This window comes from Paenimyroides ummariense, assembly GCF_900115115.1.
Classification (GTDB): Bacteria; Bacteroidota; Bacteroidia; order Flavobacteriales; family Flavobacteriaceae; genus Flavobacterium; species Flavobacterium ummariense.
Genome location: NZ_FOVI01000026.1, coordinates 13,099 through 39,206 on the forward strand (window position 1 = coordinate 13,099; position 26,108 = coordinate 39,206).

General features: G+C 34.2%; 23 protein-coding genes and 1 rRNA gene. 8 read left to right on the forward strand and 16 right to left on the reverse strand.

The window, feature by feature from the left end; translation table 11 throughout:
* The first annotated feature begins 5 nt into the window (after window positions 1–5).
* Window positions 6–1,049, forward strand: coding sequence for a chorismate synthase (gene aroC / locus BM253_RS14235; RefSeq protein ID WP_091525688.1), 1,044 nt, complete (start codon window positions 6–8; stop codon window positions 1,047–1,049).
* On the opposite strand, the gene BM253_RS14240 is transcribed toward aroC, so the two are convergent.
* A complete protein-coding gene (locus BM253_RS14240; RefSeq protein WP_091525641.1) occupies window positions 1,046–1,708 on the reverse strand; it encodes a thiamine diphosphokinase in 663 nt (220 codons plus the stop codon). The two genes, aroC and BM253_RS14240, sit on opposite strands and share 4 nt — an antisense overlap.
* 91 nt (window positions 1,709–1,799) lie before the next feature.
* Between BM253_RS14240 and BM253_RS14245 the strand changes: the two genes are divergently transcribed.
* Together BM253_RS14245 and BM253_RS14250 are read left to right on the forward strand one after the other, a co-directional pair.
* The gene (locus BM253_RS14245) at window positions 1,800–2,105 is read left to right on the forward strand and encodes a rhodanese-like domain-containing protein (RefSeq protein ID WP_091525643.1); all 306 of its coding nucleotides are present in this window, start codon (window positions 1,800–1,802) and stop codon (window positions 2,103–2,105) included.
* A gap of 45 nt (window positions 2,106–2,150) precedes the next feature.
* On the forward strand, window positions 2,151–2,807 hold the full coding sequence (locus tag BM253_RS14250; RefSeq protein WP_091525645.1) for a DedA family protein: 657 nt from the start codon (window positions 2,151–2,153) through the stop codon (window positions 2,805–2,807).
* A 17-nt stretch (window positions 2,808–2,824) separates the two neighbouring features.
* On the opposite strand, the gene BM253_RS14255 is transcribed toward BM253_RS14250, so the two are convergent.
* The 8 genes from BM253_RS14255 to BM253_RS14290 form a co-directional block, all read right to left on the reverse strand.
* Window positions 2,825–3,511, reverse strand: a complete 687-nt coding sequence (locus BM253_RS14255) for a DUF2490 domain-containing protein (RefSeq protein ID WP_091525647.1) — start codon at window positions 3,509–3,511, stop codon at window positions 2,825–2,827.
* Between the two features lie 28 nt (window positions 3,512–3,539).
* Window positions 3,540–4,577 (reverse strand): COX15/CtaA family protein, encoded by a 1,038-nt coding sequence (locus BM253_RS14260; RefSeq protein ID WP_091525649.1) that lies wholly within the window; start codon window positions 4,575–4,577, stop codon window positions 3,540–3,542.
* A gap of 2 nt (window positions 4,578–4,579) precedes the next feature.
* Window positions 4,580–6,019 carry a CCA tRNA nucleotidyltransferase gene (locus tag BM253_RS14265; protein ID WP_091525651.1) on the reverse strand — a complete coding sequence of 480 codons (1,440 nt, stop codon included), beginning with the start codon at window positions 6,017–6,019 and terminating at the stop codon, window positions 4,580–4,582.
* Entirely contained in the window at window positions 6,019–6,588 is a 570-nt protein-coding gene (locus BM253_RS14270) for an L-threonylcarbamoyladenylate synthase (RefSeq protein ID WP_091525653.1), read from the reverse strand. Before BM253_RS14270 ends, BM253_RS14265 begins: the two co-directional genes overlap by 1 nt.
* A gap of 23 nt (window positions 6,589–6,611) precedes the next feature.
* The gene (locus tag BM253_RS14275; protein WP_091525655.1) at window positions 6,612–7,688 is read right to left on the reverse strand and encodes an agmatinase family protein; all 1,077 of its coding nucleotides are present in this window, start codon (window positions 7,686–7,688) and stop codon (window positions 6,612–6,614) included.
* A 65-nt stretch (window positions 7,689–7,753) separates the two neighbouring features.
* A complete protein-coding gene (gene kynU / locus BM253_RS14280; protein ID WP_091525657.1) occupies window positions 7,754–9,031 on the reverse strand; it encodes a kynureninase in 1,278 nt (425 codons plus the stop codon).
* A gap of 85 nt (window positions 9,032–9,116) precedes the next feature.
* Complete coding sequence (locus BM253_RS14285) at window positions 9,117–9,455, reverse strand: hypothetical protein (RefSeq protein ID WP_091525659.1); 339 nt, start codon at window positions 9,453–9,455, stop codon at window positions 9,117–9,119.
* Window positions 9,456–9,549: 94 nt separating this feature from the next.
* Window positions 9,550–11,811, reverse strand: coding sequence for an aconitate hydratase (locus BM253_RS14290; protein ID WP_091525661.1), 2,262 nt, complete (start codon window positions 11,809–11,811; stop codon window positions 9,550–9,552).
* Between the two features lie 157 nt (window positions 11,812–11,968).
* On the opposite strand from BM253_RS14290, the gene BM253_RS14295 reads away from it, so the two are divergent.
* The gene (locus BM253_RS14295; RefSeq protein ID WP_091525663.1) at window positions 11,969–12,562 is read left to right on the forward strand and encodes a hypothetical protein; all 594 of its coding nucleotides are present in this window, start codon (window positions 11,969–11,971) and stop codon (window positions 12,560–12,562) included.
* A 180-nt stretch (window positions 12,563–12,742) separates the two neighbouring features.
* On the opposite strand, the gene BM253_RS14300 is transcribed toward BM253_RS14295, so the two are convergent.
* The 3 genes from BM253_RS14300 to BM253_RS14310 form a co-directional block, all read right to left on the reverse strand.
* Entirely contained in the window at window positions 12,743–15,508 is a 2,766-nt protein-coding gene (locus BM253_RS14300) for a bifunctional aconitate hydratase 2/2-methylisocitrate dehydratase (protein ID WP_091525665.1), read from the reverse strand.
* A gap of 319 nt (window positions 15,509–15,827) precedes the next feature.
* Window positions 15,828–17,192: a peptidylprolyl isomerase gene (locus BM253_RS14305; RefSeq protein WP_091525667.1), complete on the reverse strand. Its 1,365-nt coding sequence runs from the start codon at window positions 17,190–17,192 to the stop codon at window positions 15,828–15,830.
* A 71-nt stretch (window positions 17,193–17,263) separates the two neighbouring features.
* The gene (locus BM253_RS14310) at window positions 17,264–19,231 is read right to left on the reverse strand and encodes a peptidylprolyl isomerase (RefSeq protein WP_143095675.1); all 1,968 of its coding nucleotides are present in this window, start codon (window positions 19,229–19,231) and stop codon (window positions 17,264–17,266) included.
* Window positions 19,232–19,340: 109 nt separating this feature from the next.
* On the opposite strand from BM253_RS14310, the gene BM253_RS14315 reads away from it, so the two are divergent.
* Complete coding sequence (locus tag BM253_RS14315) at window positions 19,341–20,933, forward strand: peptide chain release factor 3 (protein ID WP_091525671.1); 1,593 nt, start codon at window positions 19,341–19,343, stop codon at window positions 20,931–20,933.
* Window positions 20,934–20,991: 58 nt separating this feature from the next.
* Here BM253_RS14315 and BM253_RS14320 read toward each other — a convergent pair whose 3' ends face one another.
* Window positions 20,992–21,453: a hypothetical protein gene (locus BM253_RS14320; protein ID WP_091525673.1), complete on the reverse strand. Its 462-nt coding sequence runs from the start codon at window positions 21,451–21,453 to the stop codon at window positions 20,992–20,994.
* A 6-nt stretch (window positions 21,454–21,459) separates the two neighbouring features.
* Entirely contained in the window at window positions 21,460–22,275 is an 816-nt protein-coding gene (locus tag BM253_RS14325) for a DUF4349 domain-containing protein (protein ID WP_091525675.1), read from the reverse strand.
* Window positions 22,276–22,359: 84 nt separating this feature from the next.
* Between BM253_RS14325 and BM253_RS14330 the strand changes: the two genes are divergently transcribed.
* The gene (locus BM253_RS14330) at window positions 22,360–22,779 is read left to right on the forward strand and encodes a CHY zinc finger protein (RefSeq protein ID WP_091525677.1); all 420 of its coding nucleotides are present in this window, start codon (window positions 22,360–22,362) and stop codon (window positions 22,777–22,779) included.
* 23 nt (window positions 22,780–22,802) lie between these two features.
* Here the strand turns inward: BM253_RS14330 and recR are convergent, their stop codons facing one another.
* Window positions 22,803–23,420 carry a recombination mediator RecR gene (gene recR, locus BM253_RS14335; RefSeq protein ID WP_091525679.1) on the reverse strand — a complete coding sequence of 206 codons (618 nt, stop codon included), beginning with the start codon at window positions 23,418–23,420 and terminating at the stop codon, window positions 22,803–22,805.
* A gap of 91 nt (window positions 23,421–23,511) precedes the next feature.
* On the opposite strand from recR, the gene BM253_RS14340 reads away from it, so the two are divergent.
* Entirely contained in the window at window positions 23,512–25,017 is a 1,506-nt protein-coding gene (locus tag BM253_RS14340; RefSeq protein ID WP_091525681.1) for a sodium:solute symporter, read from the forward strand.
* 11 nt (window positions 25,018–25,028) lie between these two features.
* On the opposite strand, the gene BM253_RS14345 is transcribed toward BM253_RS14340, so the two are convergent.
* Window positions 25,029–25,391, reverse strand: a complete 363-nt coding sequence (locus tag BM253_RS14345; protein WP_091525683.1) for a CoA-binding protein — start codon at window positions 25,389–25,391, stop codon at window positions 25,029–25,031.
* 537 nt (window positions 25,392–25,928) lie between these two features.
* Here BM253_RS14345 and BM253_RS14350 point away from each other — a divergent pair.
* Window positions 25,929–26,108 (forward strand): 16S ribosomal RNA (locus BM253_RS14350); the annotation flags it as partial.

Consider the following 26,108-nt stretch of genomic DNA (forward strand, 5'->3'; position numbering starts at 1 on the left):
TTAATATGTCTGGCAATTCAATTGGAAATAAATTTAAACTAACAACGTATGGCGAATCGCACGGAGCGGCAATTGGAGGAATAATCGATGGATGTCCGTCTAATGTGGTGTTAGATTTAGATGCTGTTAAATTGGAATTAGATCGAAGAAAACCTGGACAGTCGAAATTAGTTACTCAAAGAAAAGAAGCAGATGAAGTTATTTTTTTGTCAGGTATTTTTGAAGGCAAAACCTTGGGAACTCCCATTGCTTTTCAAATAAATAATACCAATTCAAAATCTGATGATTACAATTTGCTTAAAGATGCTTATCGTCCGAGTCATGCCGATTTTGTGTATCAGCAAAAATACAAACACCGTGATTACAGAGGCGGTGGTAGAAGTTCAGCTAGAGAAACTGCGGCTCGAGTTGTAGGTGGTGCCATTGCAAAGCAAATTATTAAACCTGTAGAGATCACAGCATATGTTTCTTCGGTTGGAACAATTTCTGTCAATAAAAAATATACAGAACTTAATTTATCATTAACGGAAACCAACAATGTTCGCTGTCCCGATGTTGAAATTGCCCAGCAAATGGAACAACTTATTTTAGAAGCCAAGAAAAAAGGCGATACTGTTGGAGGTGTTATAACTTGTGTGATAAAAAATGTGCCGATTGGTTTGGGCGAACCGGTTTTCGATCGGTTAGAAGCCAATTTGGCAAAAGCAATGTTGTCTATCAACGCCTGTAAAGGCTTTAGTTTTGGTAGTGGTTTTGAAGGAACTAAAATGTTTGGATCGCAACACAACGATTATTTTAATGAAGACGGATCTACCAAAACCAATTTTTCAGGTGGAATTCAAGGCGGAATAAGCAACGGAATGGATATTTATTTTGATGTTGCTTTTAAGCCAGTCGCTACATTGTTGCAACCGCAAGAAATGTTAACCACGAAAGGAACATTGGAAGTTATTAAAGGAAAAGGCAGGCACGATGCTTGTGTTCTTCCTCGTGCTGTACCCATTGTAGAAGCGATGGCTGCTTTGGTAATTGCCGATTTTATAGTTTAATCATTACATTCCATCAAAATTAAATGCCCGTTTTTGTAAGTAATTTCAACCAAACCATCCGTTAAAACCTCGTTACTGCTTCCGGGTTTAAATCCTAAAATTAATGAATCGTTTTTAAGCTCGTATTTTAAGTTTTTTGTCGAAATTCCATCAACAGTTCCAACAGGAATCAACGATAAAATAGTTTCTTTTGGATACCATTTCACGAAATTTTTCTGCAAAGGAAAAATTTTAGAATAATCGTCGATCATTACTAACTTTATAACTTCTTGATATTTAATAAGATTGGTGATGTTTGTAAACGTATGATCCATTCTTTTGCCGGTTGCCCAAACAATATTCGCTGCAGGTATTCTTCTGTTGATCAAATAATTAATCGCCTTGTCAATATCGTACGAATCCTGCTCGGCTAACTTCACAATTTCAATAGGATACTGCAAATTCTTGTAATATTCGTAATCAAAATCACGGTCAAAATCGCCAATCAACACATCAACTTTAATTCCCAAATCCAAAACGCGCGTAATGGCACTATCTAACACAATAACCAACGGATTCCATTCCAATAATTGGTTCAATAATTCCATAGAACAAGCTTCGCCATTGGCAATTATTAATGCAGGTTCCTGATCGTCGCGTACAATATGGTGTGAAGACATTTATTTGAAGTTTTAAAACCACTAAATTAAGATGTTTTCTTTATTTTAAAAGGATTTAATTATATTTGAAGAAAATTTAAATTCTTATACAATGGATTTACAACAGGAACAATGGTGGAGCGATTTTCAGAATGATGAAAACGCTGTTTTATTAGATGTTCGTACAGAAGATGAAGTAAGCGAAGGTGCAATTCCAGGAGCAGTTCATCATGATTTTTATCAGGGACAGGATTTTTTAAATGCTTTAGAAAATTTAGATAAATCGAAAAATTATTATGTTTATTGCCGTTCTGGAAACCGCAGCGGACAAACGTGTTTATTGATGAACCAGTTAGGTTTTGAAAACACTTTTAACTTGGTTGGCGGAATGAACGAATGGGAAGGACCAACGGAATAATTAAGGCGAAAGCCTTTTTTTTATGTATCTTTTTAAGATTTTATAATGGAACTAATCGATTTTATATTACATATTGATCAATACTTGGAAGTTTTCTTGCAAGATTACGGTATTTGGGTTTACGCCATATTGTTTTTAATTATTTTTGTTGAAACCGGTTTGGTGGTAATGCCTTTTTTACCGGGCGATTCGTTATTGTTTGCAACCGGAATGTTGGCAGCACAGTTTCCTGAAAGTTTAAATGTTTGGCTGGTAATGATTTTATTGTTCATAGCAGCTGTTTTGGGCGACACCGTAAATTACTCTATTGGTAAACAAATTGGTATGCGAATCATCAATTTTAAAATATTGGGTAAACAACCGGTTACAATTGAACATATTAATAAAACGCATTCTTTTTATGAGAAATACGGTAGCAAAACTATTGTTATTGCTCGTTTTGTGCCTATTGTAAGAACGTTGGCTCCGTTTGTTGCAGGTATTGGCAGAATGAATTACGCTACCTTTTTAACCTATAATTTCGTTGGTGGATTTATCTGGGTTTTCGGTATTACTTTGGCAGGATATTTTTTAGGAAATATTCCATTAATAAAAGACAATTTTTCAAAAGTAGTGTTGCTGATTATTTTGGTATCGGTTCTTCCGATTATTTATTCGGTTATTAAAGAAAAATTAAGTAATAAAAACAAAACGCTTTCGTAATGAAAGCGTTTTTTGTTTTATATCTTTAAATTATGATGTAATGAAAACATCAATTGCTGATGCGACGTTTTTTGTAACATCTGATTCATCCAACCAACTTGAATTCCTAATTTTTGATTGAATTTAAAACCTGCACCAAAATACAATCGGTCTCTATCAAAAACGTTTGTTTTTCTTGAAGTTTCATCGGTATTCATAAAAAGTTCGTTGTAAAAACTTGCGTACAAACTCTGATTTTTTTCGGTATTCTGATAAATAGGAACATCTAATCCTAACTGATACCTGAATCTTGATTTAAAATCCTGATTTTCTATAAATCGTTGTTCAAATCTGAACCGATGTTTTACAGTAGCTGTTGCAATTTTTTGGTTTGTAAGTACATCCTGAAAAATTCTGTTTTCAATAAAAGGAACATCAGGTTTTAAGTATTGCTCTGTATCAACAAAAGCATAACCGGTTCCCAAAGTTAAATTATCGTATAGCATATATTGAATAGAACCACGAATCAACAACTGGTTTAAATCTGAAAGAACTTCGTAATTTCGGTACTGTACATCGTAATTGATATTCCATTTGGTATCTTCAATTTTCGCATTTCCGAAATACATATACCAACCACCTAATTTTGGTTCCTTCTTTGGATTGTTAGAAAAGCTATTAAAATTAAAGAGAATAACTGCTAAAAATACAACTGCTTTTTTCATAAGTGGAGGGTTTACAATGATTACTGATTTATTGAGAATGTGTTTTTAAATTACTTTTGCTGGTTTCCAAGATAATAGCGAACTGTAAACCATACATTACTGCAGCTAAAACCAAATGTGCAGCCTGAGTACCAAACGGAAAATGTATGTAATACATTAATATACCCGTAATGATTTCTAGAATCAGCAAAAGCATGATCCAGTTCATTTTGGTGTTGCCTAAATTAAGGCGTTTATTTCTTAAAAACAGGTAAAGGTTTACAAAAAATATCACAAAAGAAAAGGTTCTGTGGATGTAAAAAGTAACATCGGGATTTGCTAACCAAACTGAAACATCGGTAATTCCGCTTTTGGTTTGAACATCGATAAACTGGCGAACCTGTGTGCCTAATCCAATCTGTATCAACGAAAAAAGCATCGCTACCCAAGTGAAAATATGAAAAGTAGCGTCGTATTTACCGACATATTTTTTGTTGATTCTTGCCAAATGAATCAGATAAATTAGTGCGGCAACATTCAATAATGCGGCAATCATGTGTGTGGTAATTTTAACCGGATTTAATACCGAAAAAACTACCGTTGCACCTAACCACGCGTTAAATCCTAATAAAAACAACACAATTCCCGCCCATAAAACAACCGATTTTTTTGTTTTCCAATATTTAAACGAAAGCACAAACAAAATCAAACATGATAATCCGGCTAAAGCGCCACACAAACGGTTAATGTATTCAACCCAGGTGTGATAAGGATTAAATTCGGCATAATCGTGTTTGGTGTATGCTGTCCACTCACTCGGGTTGTAAACATCTTTTGTAGTAAAACTGTTGTTTGCTACCCAAAGCGAATTATTTTTAATGATAACCTGCCCTTTGTTGTATTCGTGGTTGGGTTTCCAAAGCAATTCTTCAACCTGGGTAGGCGGTATGTAGTAACCAAAACATTTAGGCCAGTCGGGACAACCCATGCCAGAACCGGTCATTCGAACCGTGGCACCGGCAATAATTACCAAATAAATTAAAACAAGTGAAATTTTTGCCCAACGGATAAATGTTTTGTTTTCCATGATTATAATTTTGGATTTACCGGTTTTAAACCTAAACTGTCTGCTTTTTTCATCATAAACTGATACGCTTCTGCGTAATCATTCGCGATATCGCCTTCTAAAATAGCTTCTTTAATGGCATCTTTAATTTGTCCGATTTCTCTTGAAGGTTTTAGATCGAAAATTTCCATAATTTCTTCGCCTGTGATTGGCGGTTGAAAATTACGCACATGATCACGTTCTTCAACTTCGACAATCTTTTGACGGACAATTTTAAAATTGTTATGATATTTTTTAAACTTCTTTTGATTTTTTGTAGTGATATCCGCCTCGCATAATGTCAGTAAATTTTCAACATCTTCACCGGCATCAAAAACCAATCTACGAACAGCCGAATCGGTTACCAAATCTTCTGAAATTACAATTGGTCGCGAACTCATTGCTACCATTTTTTGTACAAAACGCATTTTTTGGTTTAACGGCATGTGCAAACGTTCAAAAATTCGCTTAACCATTTTGCTGCCTAAAAACTCGTGTCCGTGAAAAGTCCAACCGTTTTTTTTGTTGAACTTTTTTGTCGGAGCTTTGCCAATATCGTGCAACAACGCAGCCCAACGCAACCAAAGATCATCGGTATTGGGGCAGATATTATCAACAACTTCTAAGGTATGGTAAAAATTGTTTTTGTGTGTATGTCCTTCCACTTCTTCCACATTATTCAACGCCGTTAATTCAGGCAGAATCAAATCTAACAGACCGGTTTTGTATAAAAGCAGAAAGCCGACAGACGGTTTTTCGGTCAACAAAATTTTATTCAATTCTTCAACAATTCGTTCACCCGAAATAATTTTTATTCGATCGGCATTTTTTGTGATAGCATTTAACGATTCTTCTTCAATAGTAAAATTCAATTGGGTTGCAAAACGAATGGCACGCATCATACGCAACGGATCATCAGAATATGTAACATCGGGATCCAAAGGAGTTTTTATAATTTTATCAGTTAAAGCAGTCATTCCGTTAAAAGGATCAACCAAATCACCAAAATTTTCTTCGTTCAACGAAAAAGCCATAGCGTTGATGGTAAAATCACGTCGGTTTTGATCGTCTTGTAATGTTCCATTTTCAACCAAAGGATTTCTGCTTTCATTTCGATACGACTCTTTTCGTGCACCAACAAACTCAATATCAATATCGTTAAAACGCAGCATTGCTGTGCCGTAATTTTTAAAAACCTGTACTTTTGGGTGGTGCGGAATTAGTTCAGAAACCTTCAAAGCCAGATCAATACCGCTGCCAACAGCCACAATATCAATATCTTTTTTTGAACCGCGTTCTAAAATAAAATCGCGAACAAAACCACCAATCACATAAGCTTCAACCTTTAATTCTTTTGCAGCCTGTGTTATAATTTTAAAAATGGGATCTTGTAGCGCTTCGTTATAATTGGATGATTGAATCATTATTTTCTTAAAATTTTTACTTGTGCATCGTTTGTAAGTTTAATTACGGTTGATGATTTTTTACAGATTTTTGTTTGATCTAACTTCACAACATAATCCACACCGTTTATGATTTCCTGCGAGATTTCAGAGAATTGGCTAGGAGTAGGTTCACCGCTGATGTTTGCCGATGTGGATACCAACGGACGTTTCATTCGCTCTACCAACTTATATACAAACGGAGCATTTACAATACGAATTCCCAATGAATTGTCTTCGGCTATTAGGTTTTTTGCCACATTTGTAGGTTGATCTAAAACTAATGTTGTTGGTTTTTCGGCACAATCTAAAATGTCAAAAGCTACAGAAGGTATATTTTTAAACACATTGTAAAGCAAACGGTCGCCATTCACCAAAACAATCATGCTTTTGCTTTCGGCGCGTTTTTTTAGATCGTATATTTTTTTAACAGCTTCTTCATTCGTCGCATCGCATCCCAATCCCCAAACGGTATCGGTAGGATACAGAATAATGCCGCCATTTTTTATAACTTCAAAAGCTTCGTGAACTTCTTTATTAATGTCTTCCATAAAAGGGAATTAGATTAGTTTGATTAAAACTGAATTTTCTCGCCTACGTTCATTCCCGAATTTTTAGCGAAAACACCACATAAATGGAATAGTAGGCGTGCACCAACATTTCCGTCCCAATCATCACTTCCCGGAGCAACTTCTACCAAATCAATTCCGATGATTTTTTTGTTCGATGAAGCCAATCTGCTTAATAAATAAGTCGCTTGTTCGTATGATAATCCACCAGGAACCGGAGTTCCCGTGTTTGGACAATACCAACGATACAACGCATCAATATCAAAACTTACTGCTACATTTTCAGGTAATTGATTCAAAATTTCATCACACTGATCTTTCCACGTTTTTCCTTTGAATTGGTTCGATTTTAAATCGGTATCAGTATAAACTTTTACTTTGTTCGATGATTTGATCACATTTACTTCGCCTTCACTAAAATCACGAATACCCACTTGAACAATTTTTTCTATTTGAGGCAATTTAATCGCATTGTACATGATTGATGCGTGCGAATAAGTAAAACCTTCGTAAGCTTCGCGCAAATCCATGTGGGCATCAAAATGTAAAATACCAAAATTATCGTTTTTAGATGCCAAAGCTTCGTAATAACCCATTGGTGTTGAGTGATCGCCACCCAATAGAATCACTTTTTTACCTTGATTCATCCAATAAAGCGTTCGTTCTTTCACTTCTTGGTTGAATTGAGCCGATGCTTTATTAATTTTATCTAAATCTGACTGCAATTGAGGAAATGTTTCAATAGCCTCGCCGTTTTCTAACGCTTCAATGATAGGTTGCGCTAAACTTTTATATTTTTCACTGTTAGTAATCCATTGTTCTGGTGCTTCGTCCATGTAAATTCCCAATTTCCATAAATCGGGAAATTCCTGATGCAATAAATCTACCTGAAAAGATGCGTTAAAAATAGCTTCAGGACCTTCGCTGGCGCCACTTCCGTAGCTTACAGTAACTTCCCACGGAGCAGGTAAAATAATGATTTCACTTTCTTCTGCGTTAAATGGTAATCCATAAATGGTGGCATCTGCCAAACCTGGTTGAGATGGATCGAAATTTTCTATTTTTTGTTGTTTTGATAACATACTAAATTCCACTGATTTTTAAAATGCAAATATAAAAAAAGCCAGCATAAAGCCGGCTAAATATCTTAAGTTGTTTGGATACCTGTCTTTAAAATCTGACCAAAATCGTACATTTCTTCAAAAGTAGTGTACAAAGGTACCGGAGCCAAACGAATAACCGCTGGTTCGCGCCAATCTGTAACAACACCTTGTTTCATTAAGTAGTGAAACAATTCTTTACCTTCGCCATGTAAAATAATTGACAATTGTGATCCACGCTCTGCTTGATTTTTAGGAGTAATGATTTCTAAATTTGTACCGGTTTCTTTAGCTGTTTCTTCAACAATAAACTCTAAATATGCGGTAATTAAATCACGTTTTTTAATTAAAGCTTCCATGCCAATTTCATCGAACATTTCAACCGATGCCAAATACGGAGCCATTGCCAGTACGCCTGTACATGAACTTTGCCAACCTAAAGCTCCTTCGTTTGGTGTGTATTCTGGTTCCATTAAAAAACGACGCTCTTTATTGTGACCGTACCATCCCCCAAAACGATTGATTTCTTTATTATTATGGTGTTTTTCATGAACGAAATATCCTGCAACACTTCCCGGGCCCGCATTCATGTATTTGTAACTGCACCAACATGCAAAATCAACATTCCAATCGTGTAATTTTAGTTCGATATTTCCTGCGGCATGCGCCAAATCCCAACCAACTTTTGCTCCAACGGCATGTCCGGCTTTTGTGATATTTTCCATATCTAAAACCTGACCGGTGTAATAGTTAATTCCGCCAATTAAAACCAATGCCAATTCATCGCCAACTTCATTAATCTTCGCAATAATGTCTTCGTTGCGTAAATTGTGTTCGCCTTCTCTGCGTTTCACTTCAACAATTACATCTTTTGGATCTAAACCATGAAATTTAACCTGCGTTTGAAACATATATTGATCGCTTGGAAACGCTTTTTCTTCGCAGATAATTTTAAATCGGGTAGAAGTTGGGTTGTAAAACGAAACCATCATCATGTGCAGATTAACGGTTAAGGTATTCATTACCGACACTTCGCTTGGTTTTGCACCAACAATTTTTGATAAAGGATTTGAAAAACGTTCGTGATAATCCCACCAAGGTTTTTCTGCATAAAAATGACCTTCAACAGCCAAATTTGCCCAATCGTTCATTACATCATCTATATACTTTTTAGCGCGTTTTGGCATTAATCCTAACGAATTTCCTGTAAAATAGATAGTTTTTTTACCATTTACTTTAGGAAATTCAAATTCTGATTGGTATTTTTTTAATTGATCTTGCGTATCTAATGACTGTGCAAATTCTCTTGTATTTTGAAAGTTCATTTAGTTTTATTTTTTGAAGGCTAAATTTAATTATAATATATGTGTTGAACAAAGAGTTTTAGATAGAAAAATAGATTTTTGAAAATTATTCCTCATCATCATCTTCTGGTTTATGTCCATCTTTATCAATATCTTCATTTAAAAAAGGAACATAAATTCGTTCACTTTTTATCACAATAATCATTGATATAACTGCATGCAGAAAAATGCAGGTGAGCAGAAAAATAATTCGTCCTTTACCAAAAATATCATTGTTAAAAATAGCTTCGTAATGATAAGCCACAAAACAATATCCTACAAAAACCAGAGTGTTTAAAGTAATAACACGAAAAAACTTTTTACGATTTGATAAAACAATTATGGTTACCAAAAAGCAAAGCATAGAAACTGCAACAACGGCTAATATTCCTTGTAAAAATGTCATATTAAAAATTCTAGTGTAAATATCGTTATTTTTGGAGGATTAAAGCAAAAATCCGACCAAATTTGGTCGGATTTTATTTATAAAGAATTATAATTTATTTTCCTGCAGCGATTAAATTTAAGGCAGAACCTGCTTTAAACCATTCAATCTGACTATCATTATAGGTATGGTTTGCCATGATGATGTCTTTAGATCCATCTTTATGAACAAATTCCAATGTTAGCTGTCTGCCTGGAGCAAATTCGGTCAAATCTAAAAAGTTAATGGTATCATCTTCCTGAATTTTATCGTAATCCGATTCGTTTGCAAAAGTTAATCCCAACATTCCTTGTTTTTTAAGGTTTGTTTCGTGTATACGAGCAAACGATTTTACCAAAACGGCTTTCACACCTAAATGTCGAGGCTCCATTGCAGCATGTTCACGAGAAGATCCTTCGCCGTAGTTATGGTCGCCTACTACAATAGAAGGAATACCCGCAGCTTTGTATTGACGTTGTACAGCAGGTACTTCTTGATATTCACCTGTTAATTGATTTTTAACGCTATTTGTTTTATTGTTAAAAGCATTTTCTGCACCAATAAGCATATTGTTCGAAATATTATCTAAATGTCCGCGGAAACGTAACCACGGTCCCGCCATAGAAATATGGTCTGTTGTACATTTACCAAATGCTTTTATTAACAGTTTTGCACCCGTTATGTTTTGACCATCCCAAGGTTGGAAAGGTTCTAACAACTGTAAACGAGAAGAATCAGGCGATACAATTACCTGCACGCTTGATCCGTTTGCAGCCGGTGCTTGAAAACCAGGATCTTCCACATCGAAACCTTTAGTCGGTAATTCGTCTCCAAACGGAGGTTTAAACATTACTTCTTCGCCATTATCGTTCAATAATTTATCTGTAATTGGGTTGAAATCTAATCGACCAGAAATTGCCAATGCAGCTACCATTTCCGGTGAAGTTACAAACGCATGCGTATTTGGATTTCCATCGGCGCGTTTAGAGAAATTTCGGTTGAACGAGTGAACAATGGTGTTCTTTTCGCCTTTATCGGCACCTTCACGATCCCACTGCCCAATACATGGTCCACAAGCATTAGTAAATACTTTAGTTCCCATCTTTTCAAAAGCAGCAATAATGCCGTCACGTTCAATGGTGTAACGAATTTGTTCTGATCCCGGATTGATCCCGAATTCTGCTTTTGGCGTGATACCCAATTCAACCGCCTGATTAACGATAGAAACCGCTCTAGACATATCTTCGTAAGACGAGTTGGTACAAGATCCGATTAATCCCCATTCTACTTTAATTGGCCAATCGTTTTTAGCAGCTTCTTCTTTCATTTTTGAGACAGGTGTTCCACGATCTGGTGTAAAAGGACCATTGATATGTGGTTCTAATTCTGATAAATTAATTTCAATTAACTGATCAAAATATTGTTCTGGATTTGCATAAACTTCAGGATCAGCAGTTAAATAATCGGCTACTTTATCCGCAGCATCAACCACATCAGCGCGTCCGGTTGCATTTAAGTATCTTCTCATAGAATCATCGTATCCGAAAGTTGATGTTGTTGCACCAATTTCGGCACCCATGTTACAAATAGTTCCTTTACCTGTAGCTGACATTGATTTTGCGCCTTCTCCAAAATATTCCACAATAGCGCCGGTTCCACCTTTAACGGTTAAAATATCAGCTACTTTTAAAATCACATCTTTTGGAGCTGTCCAGCCGTTTAATTTTCCAGTTAATTTAACTCCGATCAATTTTGGAAATTTCAACTCCCAAGCCATACCAGCCATAACATCAACCGCATCAGCTCCACCAACTCCAATAGCCAACATTCCTAAACCACCAGCATTTACAGTGTGAGAATCGGTACCAATCATCATACCGCCTGGGAATGCGTAGTTTTCTAATAATATTTGATGGATGATACCTGAACCAGGTTTCCAAAACCCAATTCCGTATTTGTTTGATACTGATGATAGAAAATCAAAAACTTCTTTTGACTGTGTATTCGCTACTGCTAAATCTTTTTCGGCACCGACTTTTGCTAAAATTAAGTGATCGCAGTGTACCGTTGATGGTACAGCTGTTGTAGATTTACCTGCTTGCATAAATTGTAATAATGCCATTTGCGCTGTAGCATCTTGCATTGCCACACGGTCTGGAGCAAAATCTACATAATCTTTAGAGCGTTCAAATTTCTGTGAAGGCATACCTTCCCATAAATGCGCATATAAAATTTTCTCTGAAAGTGTTAGCGGACGTCCAACCAATTCACGTGCTTTATCTACACGAGCCGGCATGGTATCGTACACTTTTTTAATCATGTCAATATCAAAAGCCATAATACTGTTTTATTTATTTCATTTTTAGTTTAACAAAAAACATTATACAATTTACTGATTTTTTTAATGACTGCCTTTAATGTAGATTAATAAAGAGTAATTTAAAATGATTCTAATAAAGAAACTTTTTCGTTATTTTAGTAGAAAGATTTACGTTATGAAAAATATATTGATATTAGTTCTCTTTTGTTTAGGATTTAACTTTAAGTCGTTCTCGCAAGATTTATCCAATTACAATTCGTTTATCAAGGATAATTTCCCTGAATATTTTGAGCATTTTAAAATTACTGACTTTAAAAATTTTAAGGTTGAAAATACTAATACATTCAATTTAACTGATGATGTTGAAGTATTTAAACTGAATGAATGGTCTGATTTTTTAGCAACCGACAATGAGTTTTTTATCTATAACAGTACAAAAAGTTATGCTGTAAATTTTAATACGTATGGCGATATTGACCAAGCTGTTTTGTTGATTGATGTTAAAAACAAACAATACCATAAGCTTACATTTTGTGGATCGCCTTGCAGGTATGAAGAGGCAAAATGGGTAAATGATGCAGTTGTGATATTGGTAGGAGGTTTTGAAGATAACGATAAATACAATGCAGTTACGAAACAGTCAAAATATTTTGGTATGCTAATGGTTGTTGATTTGGATAAGAAAACAAGAACTATATACTTTAATAAATTAGACGAAGCTGATACTTTTTTTAGCGGAAAACTTTTTAAAAATAGAATCTGGGATTGACTTTTGACCCGGTTTTGCGGCAGGGATAGCAGCGGTTAGCCCGCAGGTTGGTTTTGTGGAACAAAACGCAACCGAGGACTATGAGCGGATAGCCCGATGCTTTAGCAGCCGCCCAAATTGTAAAACAAAAAAAGCGAGACAAACTTAAGATTGCCTCGCTTGATTATGATGATTCAACTGTTATAATTTAGTTGAAACAGGTTTGAATTTTGTTAAGTTGATGCCTTGTACCGATTTTTTGTATTCTTCGATAGTTGGGATACGACCTAAGATTGCAGATAATACTACAACTGGTGTTGAAGCTAATAAAGATTCTCCTTTTTTGTCTGCTCTATCTTCTACTACACGTCCTTGGAATAAACGCGTTGAAGTAGCTAAAACTGTATCACCTTTTTCTGCTTTTTCTTGGTTACCCATACATAAGTTACAACCCGGACGCTCTAAGTACATTACGTTTTCGTACTCTGTACGAGCTGTTTGTTTTGGTAATGCATCAGAAAATTCGAATCCTGAATATTTTTGTAAGTATTCCCAATCACCTTCTGCTTTTAATTCATCGATGATATTGTATGTTGGAGCAGCCACAACTAATGGTGCGTTGAATTTAACTTCACCTTGTTGTTTTTCAACATTACGCAACATTTGAGAAACGATTTTTAAATCGTCTTTATGCACCATGCAAGAACCAACGAAACCTAAATCTACTTTTTTATCGTTACCGTAGTAAGATAATTCACGGATTACATCGTGTGTATAACGTTTAGAAACATCAGCATTGTTAACGTCTGGGTCAGCAATCATTGGTTCATCAATAATATCTAAATCAATAACTACCTCAGCGTAATATTTAGCGTTAGCATCTGGTTGTAACGCTGGTTTTTCACCTGAACGAATTTCTTCGATACGTTTGTTTGCTTTATCGATTAAACCTTGTAATACTTGGTTTGCGTTATCCATACCTTTATCAATCATGATTTGGATACGAGATTTTGCAATTTCTAACGATTCGATTAATGTTTCGTCTTGAGAAATACAGATAGATGCTTTTGCTTTCATTTCAGCCGTCCAGTCTGTGAATGTAAACGCTTGGTCTGCTAATAATGTTCCGATGTGAACCTCGATAATACGACCTTGGAATACGTTTTCACCATCAAACTGTTGTAACATTTGTAATTGTGTAGCATGAACCACATCACGGAAATCCATGTGAGGTTTCATCTCACCTTTGAATGTTACTTTTACAGATTCTGGAATTGGCATAGAAGCCTCACCTGTTGCTAAAGCCAAAGCCACAGTACCAGAGTCAGCACCAAAAGCAACCCCTTTAGACATACGTGTATGAGAGTCACCACCAATAATGATAGCCCACTCATCAACCGTAATATCGTTTAATACTTTGTGGATAACGTCAGTCATTGAATGATATTCACCTTTAGGGTCACGAGCTGTAATTACACCGAAATCATTCATAAACTTCATTAATTTAGGAATGTTTGCTTGCGCTTTTTTATCCCAAACAGAAGCTGTATGACATCCTGATTGGTATGCACCGTCAACCGTTGGAGCAATAACTGTAGCAGCCATAGCTTCTAACTCTTGAGCAGTCATTAAACCTGTAGTGTCTTGCGAACCTACAATGTTAACTTTCACACGCACGTCTGAACCTGCATATAATACTTTTCCAGGAGCAACGCCAACAGCATTTTTGTTGAAAATTTTTTCAACAGCAGTTAATCCAACGCCTTCTTTAGTAATTTCTTTAGCGGGAGCAAAAACTTGAGGAGCTTCAATACCTAAAGTCTGAGCTGCAAACGTTTGAATTTTTTTACCAAAAACAATAGCGTAAGAACCACCAGCTCTGATAAATTCTAATTTTTGTGGAGTGAATGATTTAGAAATATCTTTTAATTCAACCTCACCGTTGTATAATTTTTTTGTTTTTGTATTGATCGTTAAAACAGTACCTGTAGCAACAGAATATGCTTGTTCTAAAACTACATCACCGTTTTCATCACGAACTACGTTTCCGTTTTCATCAACTTTTTTAACCCAGTTTTGTAAGTCAATACCGATACCACCAGTAACGTCTACTGTAGTTAAGAAGATAGGAGAAATTCCGTTTGTACCCGCAACAATTGGAGCAATATTTACGAATGGAATGTATGGAGAAGCTTGTTTACCTGTCCATAAAGCCACGTTATTTACACCTGACATACGAGAAGAACCAACGCCCATTGTTCCTTTTTCAGCAATTAACATTACTGAAGCATCTGGATGCTGTCTTTTTAAATCTTCAATTTCGGCTTGTGCTTCAGGAGTAATCATACATTTCCCGTGTAACTCACGGTCTGAACGCGAGTGTGCTTGGTTACCCGGTGATAATAAATCGGTAGAAATATCACCTTCTGCAGCGATATACGTTACTACTTTAATTTCTTCAGGAACTGCTGGTAATTTTGTAAAAAACTCTGCTTTTGCGTAGCTTTCTAAAATATCTTTTGCAATTTCGTTCCCTGCTTTGTAAGCATCAGCTAAACGAGCAGTATCTGCATCGTATAAGAAAACTTGAGTTTTTAATACTTCAGCTGCTTGAGAAGCAATAGCTTCATCATTTCCTAATGCTAAATCTAATAAAACTGAAATTGAAGGTCCACCTTTCATGTGAGATAATAACTCAAAAGCGAAAGTTGGTGTAATTTCAGCTACAGCTTCGTTACCTAAAATGATTTCTTTTAAAAATTGTGCTTTAACACCTGCCGCAGGTGTAGTACCTGGCAGAGTATTATATATAAAGAATTTAACAGAATCCTCACGGTATTCGTTGTTAACATCTTTAATTTGTGCGATGATTTCACTTAATAAATCCGCACCATCGATTGGTTTTGGATGAAGCCCTTGACTTTTTCTTTCTTCGATTTCGTTTAGGTAATCCTGATATAAGTTCATAATTTTATTTTAATATTTCCGACAGATACTGAAAAAAACAATGCTGCCGTTTTTGCTTAATTGTGTTTAGTTAATTTGACTTTTTTAAAGTTTGGTGCAAAATTACAAAAAGGAATTCATATTTAAAAATTTTTAATAAAATGTTGAAATAAGGGAATTATTATTTATAATTATTCTATTTTGACTTTTATAATTCAATGAATTAACAAAGTGTATTGTGAATAGTTTAAAAAATAATCTTTTTTTTATTATTTAGATATGTTTATATCCATAAAACTGATAAATAAGCAAAAAGCCCTTCAATTGAAGAGCTTTTTGCTTATTGATTTTTTAACCAATCACTTTTAAATGAGCAGTTTTGGTATTCGTCGTTAATTTGTATATAGGTATCTTTTATAGTATTAGCGATCCATTTTGCAACTGCTTCGTTTTGTTTTGTTCTTAACGCTACACTACGTATTTGCATATAATCATTAGAAAAATCGGCAGCGTGTTCTGGAATTTTATTTGTTACTTGAATAATCTTGTATTGAATATTATTACCGTCTGGAACTTGCGTAGTAGCAGAAATTTCACCCACTTTTAAGTTAGATACCATGCTGTACATGATTCTGTCTTCCATTCTATTCAATTCAAAACGCGTATCCCCCGTTTGTCTGTCTGTTATGATACCACCACTTTGCTTGGTTTCTTTTTGTTGAGAATACTGGCGGGCTGCATCGGCAAAACTTATTTCTTTATTTAAAATACGAATGCGCAAATCGTCTAAATCTTTTTTGGCTTTGTCTAAAGATTCTTGTGATGGTTTTGCAGACATTAAAATATGACGCAATTCCAGATTTTTACCTACAATTTTTTCTAACTGTATAATGTGGAAACCATATTCGGTTTCAAACGGTTTTGATATTTCGCCTTCTTTCAACGAAAAAGCCACATCTTTAAACTCTTTTACAAATTCTGTTTTTTTATCAATACTGTAAAAACCACCGGTTTGTAAAGATCCTTTATCTTCTGTGTACACATAAACTTTACTTGCAAACGAAGATCCATCTAAAATATCCTGACGAATTTCGTTTAATTTATCAATCACCGCCTGACGTTCTTCTTTTGTGATAACTGGTTTCATTACAATTTCTGATAACTCAATTTGATCGCCAATCATAGGAAGCGAATCTTTAGGAATGTTGTTATAAAACTGACGAATTTCTTCAGGTGTAATTTTAACATCGCTGGTTAATTTTTCCTGCATACGTGAAGCCAGCTGGTTTTCTTTCATAATATCAAAGAAATATCCTCTAAATTCTTCGTAATTTTTTTTGTTGTAATATTTAACCACATTGTCAATAGATCCTGCTTGTTCAACCATACGGTCAATCTGCGAATCCATCATTCCATTAATTTCATCATCTGTAACAACAATACTGTCTTGTATCGCTTGGTGAGAAAATAATTTATTCTCTAATAAAGTACCTAAAAGCTCGCAACGACTAAATTTTGATGTGTCATAACCGGTTGCTTTTGCCTGTATAAACGTGTTATCGATATCAGAATCTAAAACAACATAATTCCCAACAATACCAACAATACCGTCGATACGTTTTTTTGTTGATTCTTGTGCCTGTACATTCACAAAGCCCATAACCGCTAAAATTGTTAGTAAGGTATTTTTAAGAAATAATTTCATATTTGTGTATTAAATTTTGCAAACTGCAACAAAGATACATAGCTACAGCAAACTTTTATATTTTTTTAATTTTAATTAAGATTTTTTTTGTTGTATTTGGTTTTTAGCTGATCTAATATCGGTTGATTTACTTTTATATCGGCTTTATTGATTAAATCTTGATTGTATTGATTTTCGAACTGATTTTGATAATCTGATAAAACCTGACTTTTAACTTCTTCGTACGTTGGCTGATGTTCGTCTTTTTTTTCACGAATATAAAACACGTAATAATTATTGTTGTATTTAACCACATTTTTACCAAGCGAATTAAAATCTAAGTTTTCAGGTAAACGCTTGTCGTTCATATAAAATCGACCTTGATATTTGTAAACCATTGGAAAATCTGCCTCTTTAACCTGATAATTGTTTTTTAGCAGTTTATTATATGTTTTAGCATCAGATTTTTTATTGAAAACGTACACTTCGCCAATAAAATTTGCCTGTTGAATGTATTTTTCTTTATTCGTTTCGTAATAATTTTGTAGGGCAATGGTATCTTTTGCGCTTTCGTTCCAAATGTTTTTCTCTAACAAATCAAACAAAATCAAACCTTCTTTATATTCGTTTAGATTATGAGCAAATTCAGGAAACTTGGTTTCTAATTCGCTGTTATATTCCTCTTTCAATTTTCGGTACGAATAAAAATCAAATGCTTTTTTAACTAAAAGATCGTCGGTTTTTACTGAAGCATATTGCCTTGGAAAAGAATAAATGTGCTCTAAAACATTTTTTGCCGTTATTTTTTTGTCTGAATAGGTAGCAAGAACCATTTCTGTAGCAGTATTACTTTCAACAGTAGGCTGATTTACCAATTCTTCGCGCTTTAGCAATTTAACCGTTTCTTCGATATTTTTTTCGTTGGTTGTAAAATGATACATCTCTTTTAAATGCAGCATTAAATCTTTCTCCAGAATTTTTGAACGACTGTCTGATTTTATCCTGCGAAGAAAATTCGCTTTCAATTCGTCTTTTGTCGGCTTGTCTTTAATATTTGTTACTGCGACAATGTGCCAGCCGTACTGACTTAAAAATGGTTTAGAGTAGGCATCTTTAAAATTAAGATCATACAAAACATCCGAAATTCCATCGATATTTAACGAACCTTCATTATAAATGCCTAAATCGCCGCCTTTATCGCGCGTATGAATATCTTCTGAAAAGTGGAAAGCCGCATCGTAAAAACTATCGCTTACTTCTAAACGCTTGTAAATATCGTTGATTTTCTTTTTGGCTTCGGCATCGTTTTTATCTTTGGTTTCAACCAAAATGTGCGCAATATTTTTTGTTTTAGGTGTTTCACGCTTGTTGTAAACCTTAATTAAATGATAACCGAAATTAGATCGAACCGGCATAGAAATTTGTCCGATATTTGTATTGTACGCACCACTTTCAAACGGATATACCATTTTAAAAACACTGAAATAACCTAAATTTCCGTTATTGGTTTTGGCACTTAAATCGTCTGAATATTTAACAGCGGCATTTTCAAACGATAATCCTTTTAAAATTTCATTTCTAACATCAATCGCTTTGTTGTAAGCTTTCAATGTATCGGCAGGCTGCGCAAATTCATCAACATTAATTAAAATATGCGATGCTTTTATTTCGTAATCGTTACGGTTTAAAGCTTCGTTCAACAATTTGCCTAATTCTTTCTCGTTTATAAAATATTTCTCTGCCAATTCGCTTCTGTAAATCTTAAATTCTTGTTCAACAGTGGGCGATTTGTCAATTTCCAACGCATACGCATTTTGCAATCTTAACTTGTAGATTTTATACAGATTGAAATAATTGTCGATATCTTTTTGAGATTCATCGGCAATAATATCGATATTTTTATTGTACAATCGCTCAAAATCGGCAACATTATAAATACTGTCGTTTATGGTAACCAGAACATCGGTTGGTTTTTGCGCAAAAGCTGAGATTGATAAATTAAGCAGTAAAAAATTTAAAGTTACTTTTATAAGTTTCATTACAATTTTGGTTGATTTCACAAAGTTAAACTTTTTTGCGAGAGAACATAAACCGATTAGAAAAACCGCAACCCGATTTGTTTTAAAATACACTTTAATATACTATTTTTGCAAACCTAATTACAGAGTAATGAGTTTTAAAGACGAAATATTAAAAAGAAGAACCTTTGCGGTTATTGCGCATCCCGATGCTGGTAAAACAACCTTAACAGAAAAACTGCTTTTGTTTGGTGGTGCAATTCAGGAAGCGGGTGCCGTAAAAAGCAATAAAATTAAAAAAGGAGCAACATCCGATTTTATGGAAATTGAACGCCAAAGAGGAATATCGGTGGCAACTTCGGTTCTTGCTTTTAATTATAAAGAGAAAAAAGTTAATATTTTAGATACACCCGGGCATAAAGATTTTGCCGAAGATACCTTTAGAACACTTACTGCGGTTGATTCTGTTATTGTGGTGATCGACGTTGCAAAAGGGGTAGAGGAACAAACCGAAAAGCTGGTTGAAGTTTGTAGAATGCGTAACATACCTATGATTGTGTTTATTAACAAATTAGACCGTGAAGGTAAAGATGCTTTTGATTTGTTAGATGAAGTGGAACAGAAGTTAGGATTGAAAGTGACGCCTTTGTCGTTCCCAATTGGTATGGGTTACGATTTTCAGGGGATTTACAATATTTGGGAAAAGAACATCAACTTGTTTTCTGAAGACAGCCGTAAAAATATCGACGATGTAATTACGATTGATAATTTAGAAGATGAAGCGTTAGATAAATTGGTTGGCGGAAAGGCTGCTACTAAACTGCGCGAAGAATTGGAATTGGTTGCAGAAGTATATCCGGAATTCAACCGTGAAGATTATATAAACGGAGATTTACAGCCGGTTTTCTTTGGATCTGCCTTAAATAATTTTGGAGTTCGCGAATTGTTAGATTGTTTTATTGATATTGCTCCGTCGCCGCGCCCAAAAGATTCTGATACTAGAACAGTGCAGCCCGATGAAAATAAATTTTCAGGATTTGTTTTTAAAATCCATGCAAATATGGATCCAAAACACCGTGACCGTTTAGCGTTTATCAAGATCGTTTCGGGAACTTTTGAACGTAACAAACCTTATACACATGTACGTTTAGGTAAGAATTTAAAATTTTCTTCACCTAATGCATTCTTTGCAGAGAAAAAAGAAATTGTTGATATTTCGTATGCGGGCGATATTGTTGGTTTGCACGATACCGGAAACTTTAAAATCGGTGATACGTTAACGGAAGGCGAATTGATGAATTTCCGTGGGATACCATCGTTCTCTCCGGAACATTTCCGTTATATTAATAATGCCGATCCAATGAAATCAAAACAATTGGAAAAAGGAATCGATCAGTTAATGGACGAAGGTGTGGCACAGTTATTTACCTTAGAATTAAACGGACGAAAAGTTATTGGAACCGTTGGTGCCTTACAGTACGAAGTTATTCAATACCGATTGGAACACGAGTACGGCGCAAAATGTACCTACGAAAATTTCCCAGCTTTTAAAGCGTGTTGGGTACGTCCTGAAGATCCCAAAAACGAGGAATTTGCAGAATTTAAACGTGTAAAACAAAAATTCTTGGCTAAAGATAAATCAGGACAATTGGTTTTCTTGGCAGATTCTGATTTTTCAATTCAAATGACTCAAAGTAAATATCCAACCGTAAAATTAGACTACGTTTCTGAACGAATTTTATAATAGCAAAAGCGACTCAATTGAGTCGCTTTTTAATTTTATATAACCTAATTATAACACACTACATTTTAATTCTACAACCTTTGAATACTAAATGCTTATCAATTTTAGGATCTTCTAATATTTGATAAATAAGTATGGAATCATTATTTTTAACTATTTCCAAAGGACTGTATATACCGTTTTTATCTTTATAGGTTAAATTTGCGTTTCTTGTTTTCTTATTAAAATAATCAGTAACTATTAAAATTTTCTCTCCAAATTTTGTAAAATCTATAGAATGTATAATTAGTTTATATCCTTCAATATTATTACTATACATTTCATTATTATATGTAAATTTTTCCTGATTTATATCTTGATTTCTAAATTCATAAAAATTCTTATCACGATCAGATAATAAATATTGCAAATGAAAGTCTTCATTATCAATTGATGGATTTAAATACCAATAAATAAATATTCCAATTATTAATATAAATGGTAAGACTAATATATATTTTAGCCCTGATTTTTCTTTCATAAGAATTTAGTTTTTCAAATTCTTTTTTCTTTTACGAAGGTAGTAAAACACTAAAGTGGCAATCAGCAATAATGGCCAAATATATAGCAATCCTAAAAAGAAACCGGGTATCCAGCTTACACCACCTTTAATAGAGTTCCACATTTTTGAACCATACGATACCGTTACGCCTGTTTCGGTTGTCTGTTTGTAAAAAGTTATTTCAAGTGTACTCATAGACACTCTGTTTTGTAAGTAATTTAGTTGTCCTTGTTTAGATTCTATTTCTTCTCTAATCAATACCAATTCTTTCTCTATTTCTAAAATTTCAGAAATTTTATTTGCCTTTTTAAGGAGTTCCAAATAACGACTTTCTAATTCTTTTTTTGCTTTTAATCGAGCTTCCAAATCAATGAACTGTTCTGTTACATCTTCAGAAGAAATTTCTTTTTGATCAAAATAAGCAACTCCTGTTGTTATATCACGTAAAATGTTTTCGAAATTTTCATTTGAAACCCTAACGACAATGTTTCGTGTTATGGAATTGTAATCTTTTCCTTCGTTATCGGTTTGTATCTGAGCTTTATATTTTTTTACTGCAGTGTAAATTTTATCGGCAGTTTTTTCAAAATCATTAGTTTCAAAACGAAGCTTACCATTTTTAACTATCTTTTGTTCTGAGGTATTTGAGGAATCTGAAGCATTGGCAGAAGAAACTGCTTTATCTGATTCTGTGGCTGGTAACTCAACTTCGGCTACTGTTACATCAGCTACTGACTCTTCAGCTTTTTTGCAAGAAGTTAACGTAAACGCTAAACAAGCGAATAAAATGTATTTTTTCATAAGTGAAATTTTAGATTTTAAATATATTACTTTTCTTAATTATTAAGCTTTAAAATTTCGGTTATCTTTGACATTAAAACAAAAATGTATAAAGTTATATTTACTATCTGTGTACTATTTTCACTACTATCTTGTAAAAAATCAAAACAAGAACCAGTGGTTGATTCTAGTAAATCTAAAGATAGTATAAAAGTCTATGGGCAAACTGTTGACAATGAAACACGTTGTGTTCATTATCATTCGCAATTAGATATTATTGCTATTAAATTTAAGTGTTGTAAAAAGTATTATCCTTGTTATGAATGCCACAAGGAAGCCGAAATACATGAACCACAAGTTTGGAGTGTAGCCGAGCATAACCAAAAAGCTATTTTGTGTGGGGTTTGTAAACACGAATTAACCATTGCAGAGTATATAACCAGTGGTAATAAATGTACTTCTTGTAAATCTAATTTTAATCCGGGTTGTAGTTTGCATTATAATTTGTATTTTGAGAAGGAATGAAATCAACTAAAAACAAGTTGCTTTTAAATCTTCAAACTACTTTCAAACGGCACACGGTGAATCAAGCTTCGACCTAAAGTAACTTCGTCGGCATATTGCAGTTCGTCGCCAACGGCAATTCCACGCGCAATGGTCGATGTAATAATTTCGTAATCTTTAATCTGTTTGTAAATGTAAAAGTTGGTAGTATCTCCTTCCATAGTAGAACTCAGCGCGAAAATAATTTCGGTAACACCGCCGTTTTTTACTTTTTCAATCAATGGTAAAATGTTCAATTGGTTAGGACCCACACCATCAATCGGAGAAATTTTTCCACCTAAAACATGGTAAATTCCTTTATAAAGCTGTGTGTTTTCCAACGCCATTACATCACGCACATCTTCCACCACACAAATTATCGAGTGATCGCGCGACGGTTTTTCGCAAATTTCACACAAATTAGTATCCGATATCGCATAACAGCTTCTGCAGTATTTAATTTCGTTTCGCAACAAGTCCAGCGCAGTCGTTAAGCCGGTAGTTTGCTCAATTGGTTGGCGTAGTAAATGCAAAACCAAACGCAATGCCGTACGTTTGCCAATTCCGGGCAATTGCGCCATTTCGTTCACTGCGTTTTCTAATAATTTCGAAGGAAAATCCATTCTGCAAAATTAATACATTTTACTTGAAAATTAAATGCTGCTTTTTAATACGGCTACAATAAAATATTTATTTTTGAGAAAATTTTAAGAAATGACTCCCATTGTAATTTTAACCATATTAATCATTTATTTCGGAATCTTAATTGGTATTTCGCATTTTGTAAGCCGTAAAGACAGTAGCAATGCTGCTTTTTTCTCGGCAAATAAAAATTCAAAATGGTATTTGGTTGCCTTCGGAATGATTGGTACCGCACTTTCGGGTGTAACTTTTATTTCTGTTCCGGGCGAAGTTGGTGCACCAAGTGGCGAACAATTCAAGTATTTTCAGTTTGTTTTGGGAAATGCAGTTGGGTTCATTATCACGGCAACCGTTCTATTACCTTTATATTATCGATTGAATTTGGTTTCGATCTACGAATATTTCGAAAAACGATTGGGATTTTATAGCTATAAAACCGCCGCCGCCATATTTTTGGTGAGTAGAACCATTGGTTCGGCTTTTAGATTGTATTTAGTTGTTATTGTTTTTCAGCGGTTTGTGTTCGATGCTTTTGGGATTCCCTTTGCAGTCACAGGATTAATTTCACTCGCACTAATTTACGCATATACCTATAAATCAGGCTTAAAAGCCATAATTATTACCGATACCTTACAAACATTTTTCTTGATAAGCTCGGTTATTTTGACTATTATTTTTATTTGTTATAGTTTAGATTTAAATGCGATCGAGGCTTTTGAAACCGTCAAAAACAGCAGTTACAGTAAAATTTTCTTTTGGGAAGATTTTGTTAATAGCCGTTTTCATTTCATTAAACAGTTTTTGGGTGGAATGTTCGTAACTATTGCAATGACAGGGTTGGATCAAGATTTAATGCAGAAAAATTTAAGTTGTGCCAATATTAAAGATGCACAGAAAAACATGTTCACGTTCACGGGTATTTTTGTTTTGATCAATATCTTTTTCTTGGGAGTTGGTGCTTTGCTTTATATTTATGCTGATGCAAACGGAGTTTCGGTTCCTACCGATTTCATTACCGGAAAACCTCGTACCGATTTGCTTTTTCCTGAAATTGCTTTTCATCATTTGGCATTGGTACCTGCAATTGTCTTTTTGTTGGGATTGATCGCTGCTACTTTTGCAACAACCGATTCTGCTTTAACGGCTTTGACAACTTCTTTCTGTATTGATTTTTTAGGTATGGATAAACCTGAGAATGTGCAAAAAACTAAAAATGTTAAAATTCGAAAAATTGTTCATTTAATTTTCTGTCTGATCATGTTCGCGGTCATTGTAATCTTCAATATAATAAATGATGCATCCGTAGTAAGTATGATTTTCAAAATAGCTTCATACACTTACGGACCATTATTGGGATTATTCACTTTCGGAATGTTTTTTAAATCAAGAAAAGTTCACGATAAATTAGTGCCTTTTATCTGTTTAATTTCGCCATTTATTACCTTATATATAAGTAACAATTCTAAAACATTATTCAAAGGATATGTTTTCGATAACGAATTAATAATCGTAAACGGATTAATTACTTTGATATTACTGCTGTTTATAAGCTTTAAGCAAAAAATCGAACTAAATTAAGTTCGATTTTTTTAATATTTATTAATACTTAAAAGTACCAATGTACAAGCTTCTTCATATTCAATGCCTGCGTTTTTTAGTTTTCCTTGAAGCTCTCTGTTTTCGGTTCCGGGATTAAAAATTACACGTCTTGGATTTAAACCCAAAATGTAATCGTAAAAAGGTTTTTGGTTTGTCGGATTCAAATACAGCGTTATTGTATCAATATCTGTATAAGGTATTAGATCTTTTGTGATGGCAACGCTATTAATTTCACCTTCGCGATTTCCAAAAGCTTTAACTTTATGATTGTAATTTAATAGTTTTCTTACCGCCATGTTAGAATAACGTTGCACATTTTCCGATGCTCCCATAACTAATGTATACTCTTTCATCTTTCTTTTTCTTTACAAGTTACGTTTTTTAGAATGAATTTACAACACTATTTTTTAGATTAAACCATATTTCACATACAATAGAGTTAATTCCAACTGTTAAAATTATTTTCTAACTACTTAATGATAAGTTAACTAAAAAATAACAATAAAAAAAGATTGAAAATAATTAGGATAGCATAAAAAAGCGGTGGTATATTTGCACCGTTGAAAAACAAAAACGTCCTTTAAAAGATTAGAAAACACAGATAAATTTATAAAAAATAAATTTGGATTTGATGTAAAAAAGGTTGTAGCTTTGCAATCCGTTTCAGAAATGAAACAGGCTGTAAAAGTTCTTCAAAAATCAGGTTTAAATTTTTTAAAAATAAATTTGTGAGAATCAAAAAGAAGTTTTACTTTTGCAACCGCTTTGAGAGATAAGCGCAGAAAAGAAGACAAGTTCATAGACATATTGGATTAACAGAAAATTAAAGAGTGAGAGCTTTTAAGCAATTAAAAGGTCTTGAACAACACATCAAAAAATAATAAAAATATACGATGAAGAGTTTGATCCTGGCTCAGGATGAACGCTAGCGGCAGGCCTAACACATGCAAGTCGAGGGGTAGACATCTTCGGATGTTGAGACCGGCGCACGGGTGCGTAACGCGTATGCAATCTACCTTATACTAAGGGATAGCCCAGAGAAATTTGGATTAATACCTTATAGTTAATTA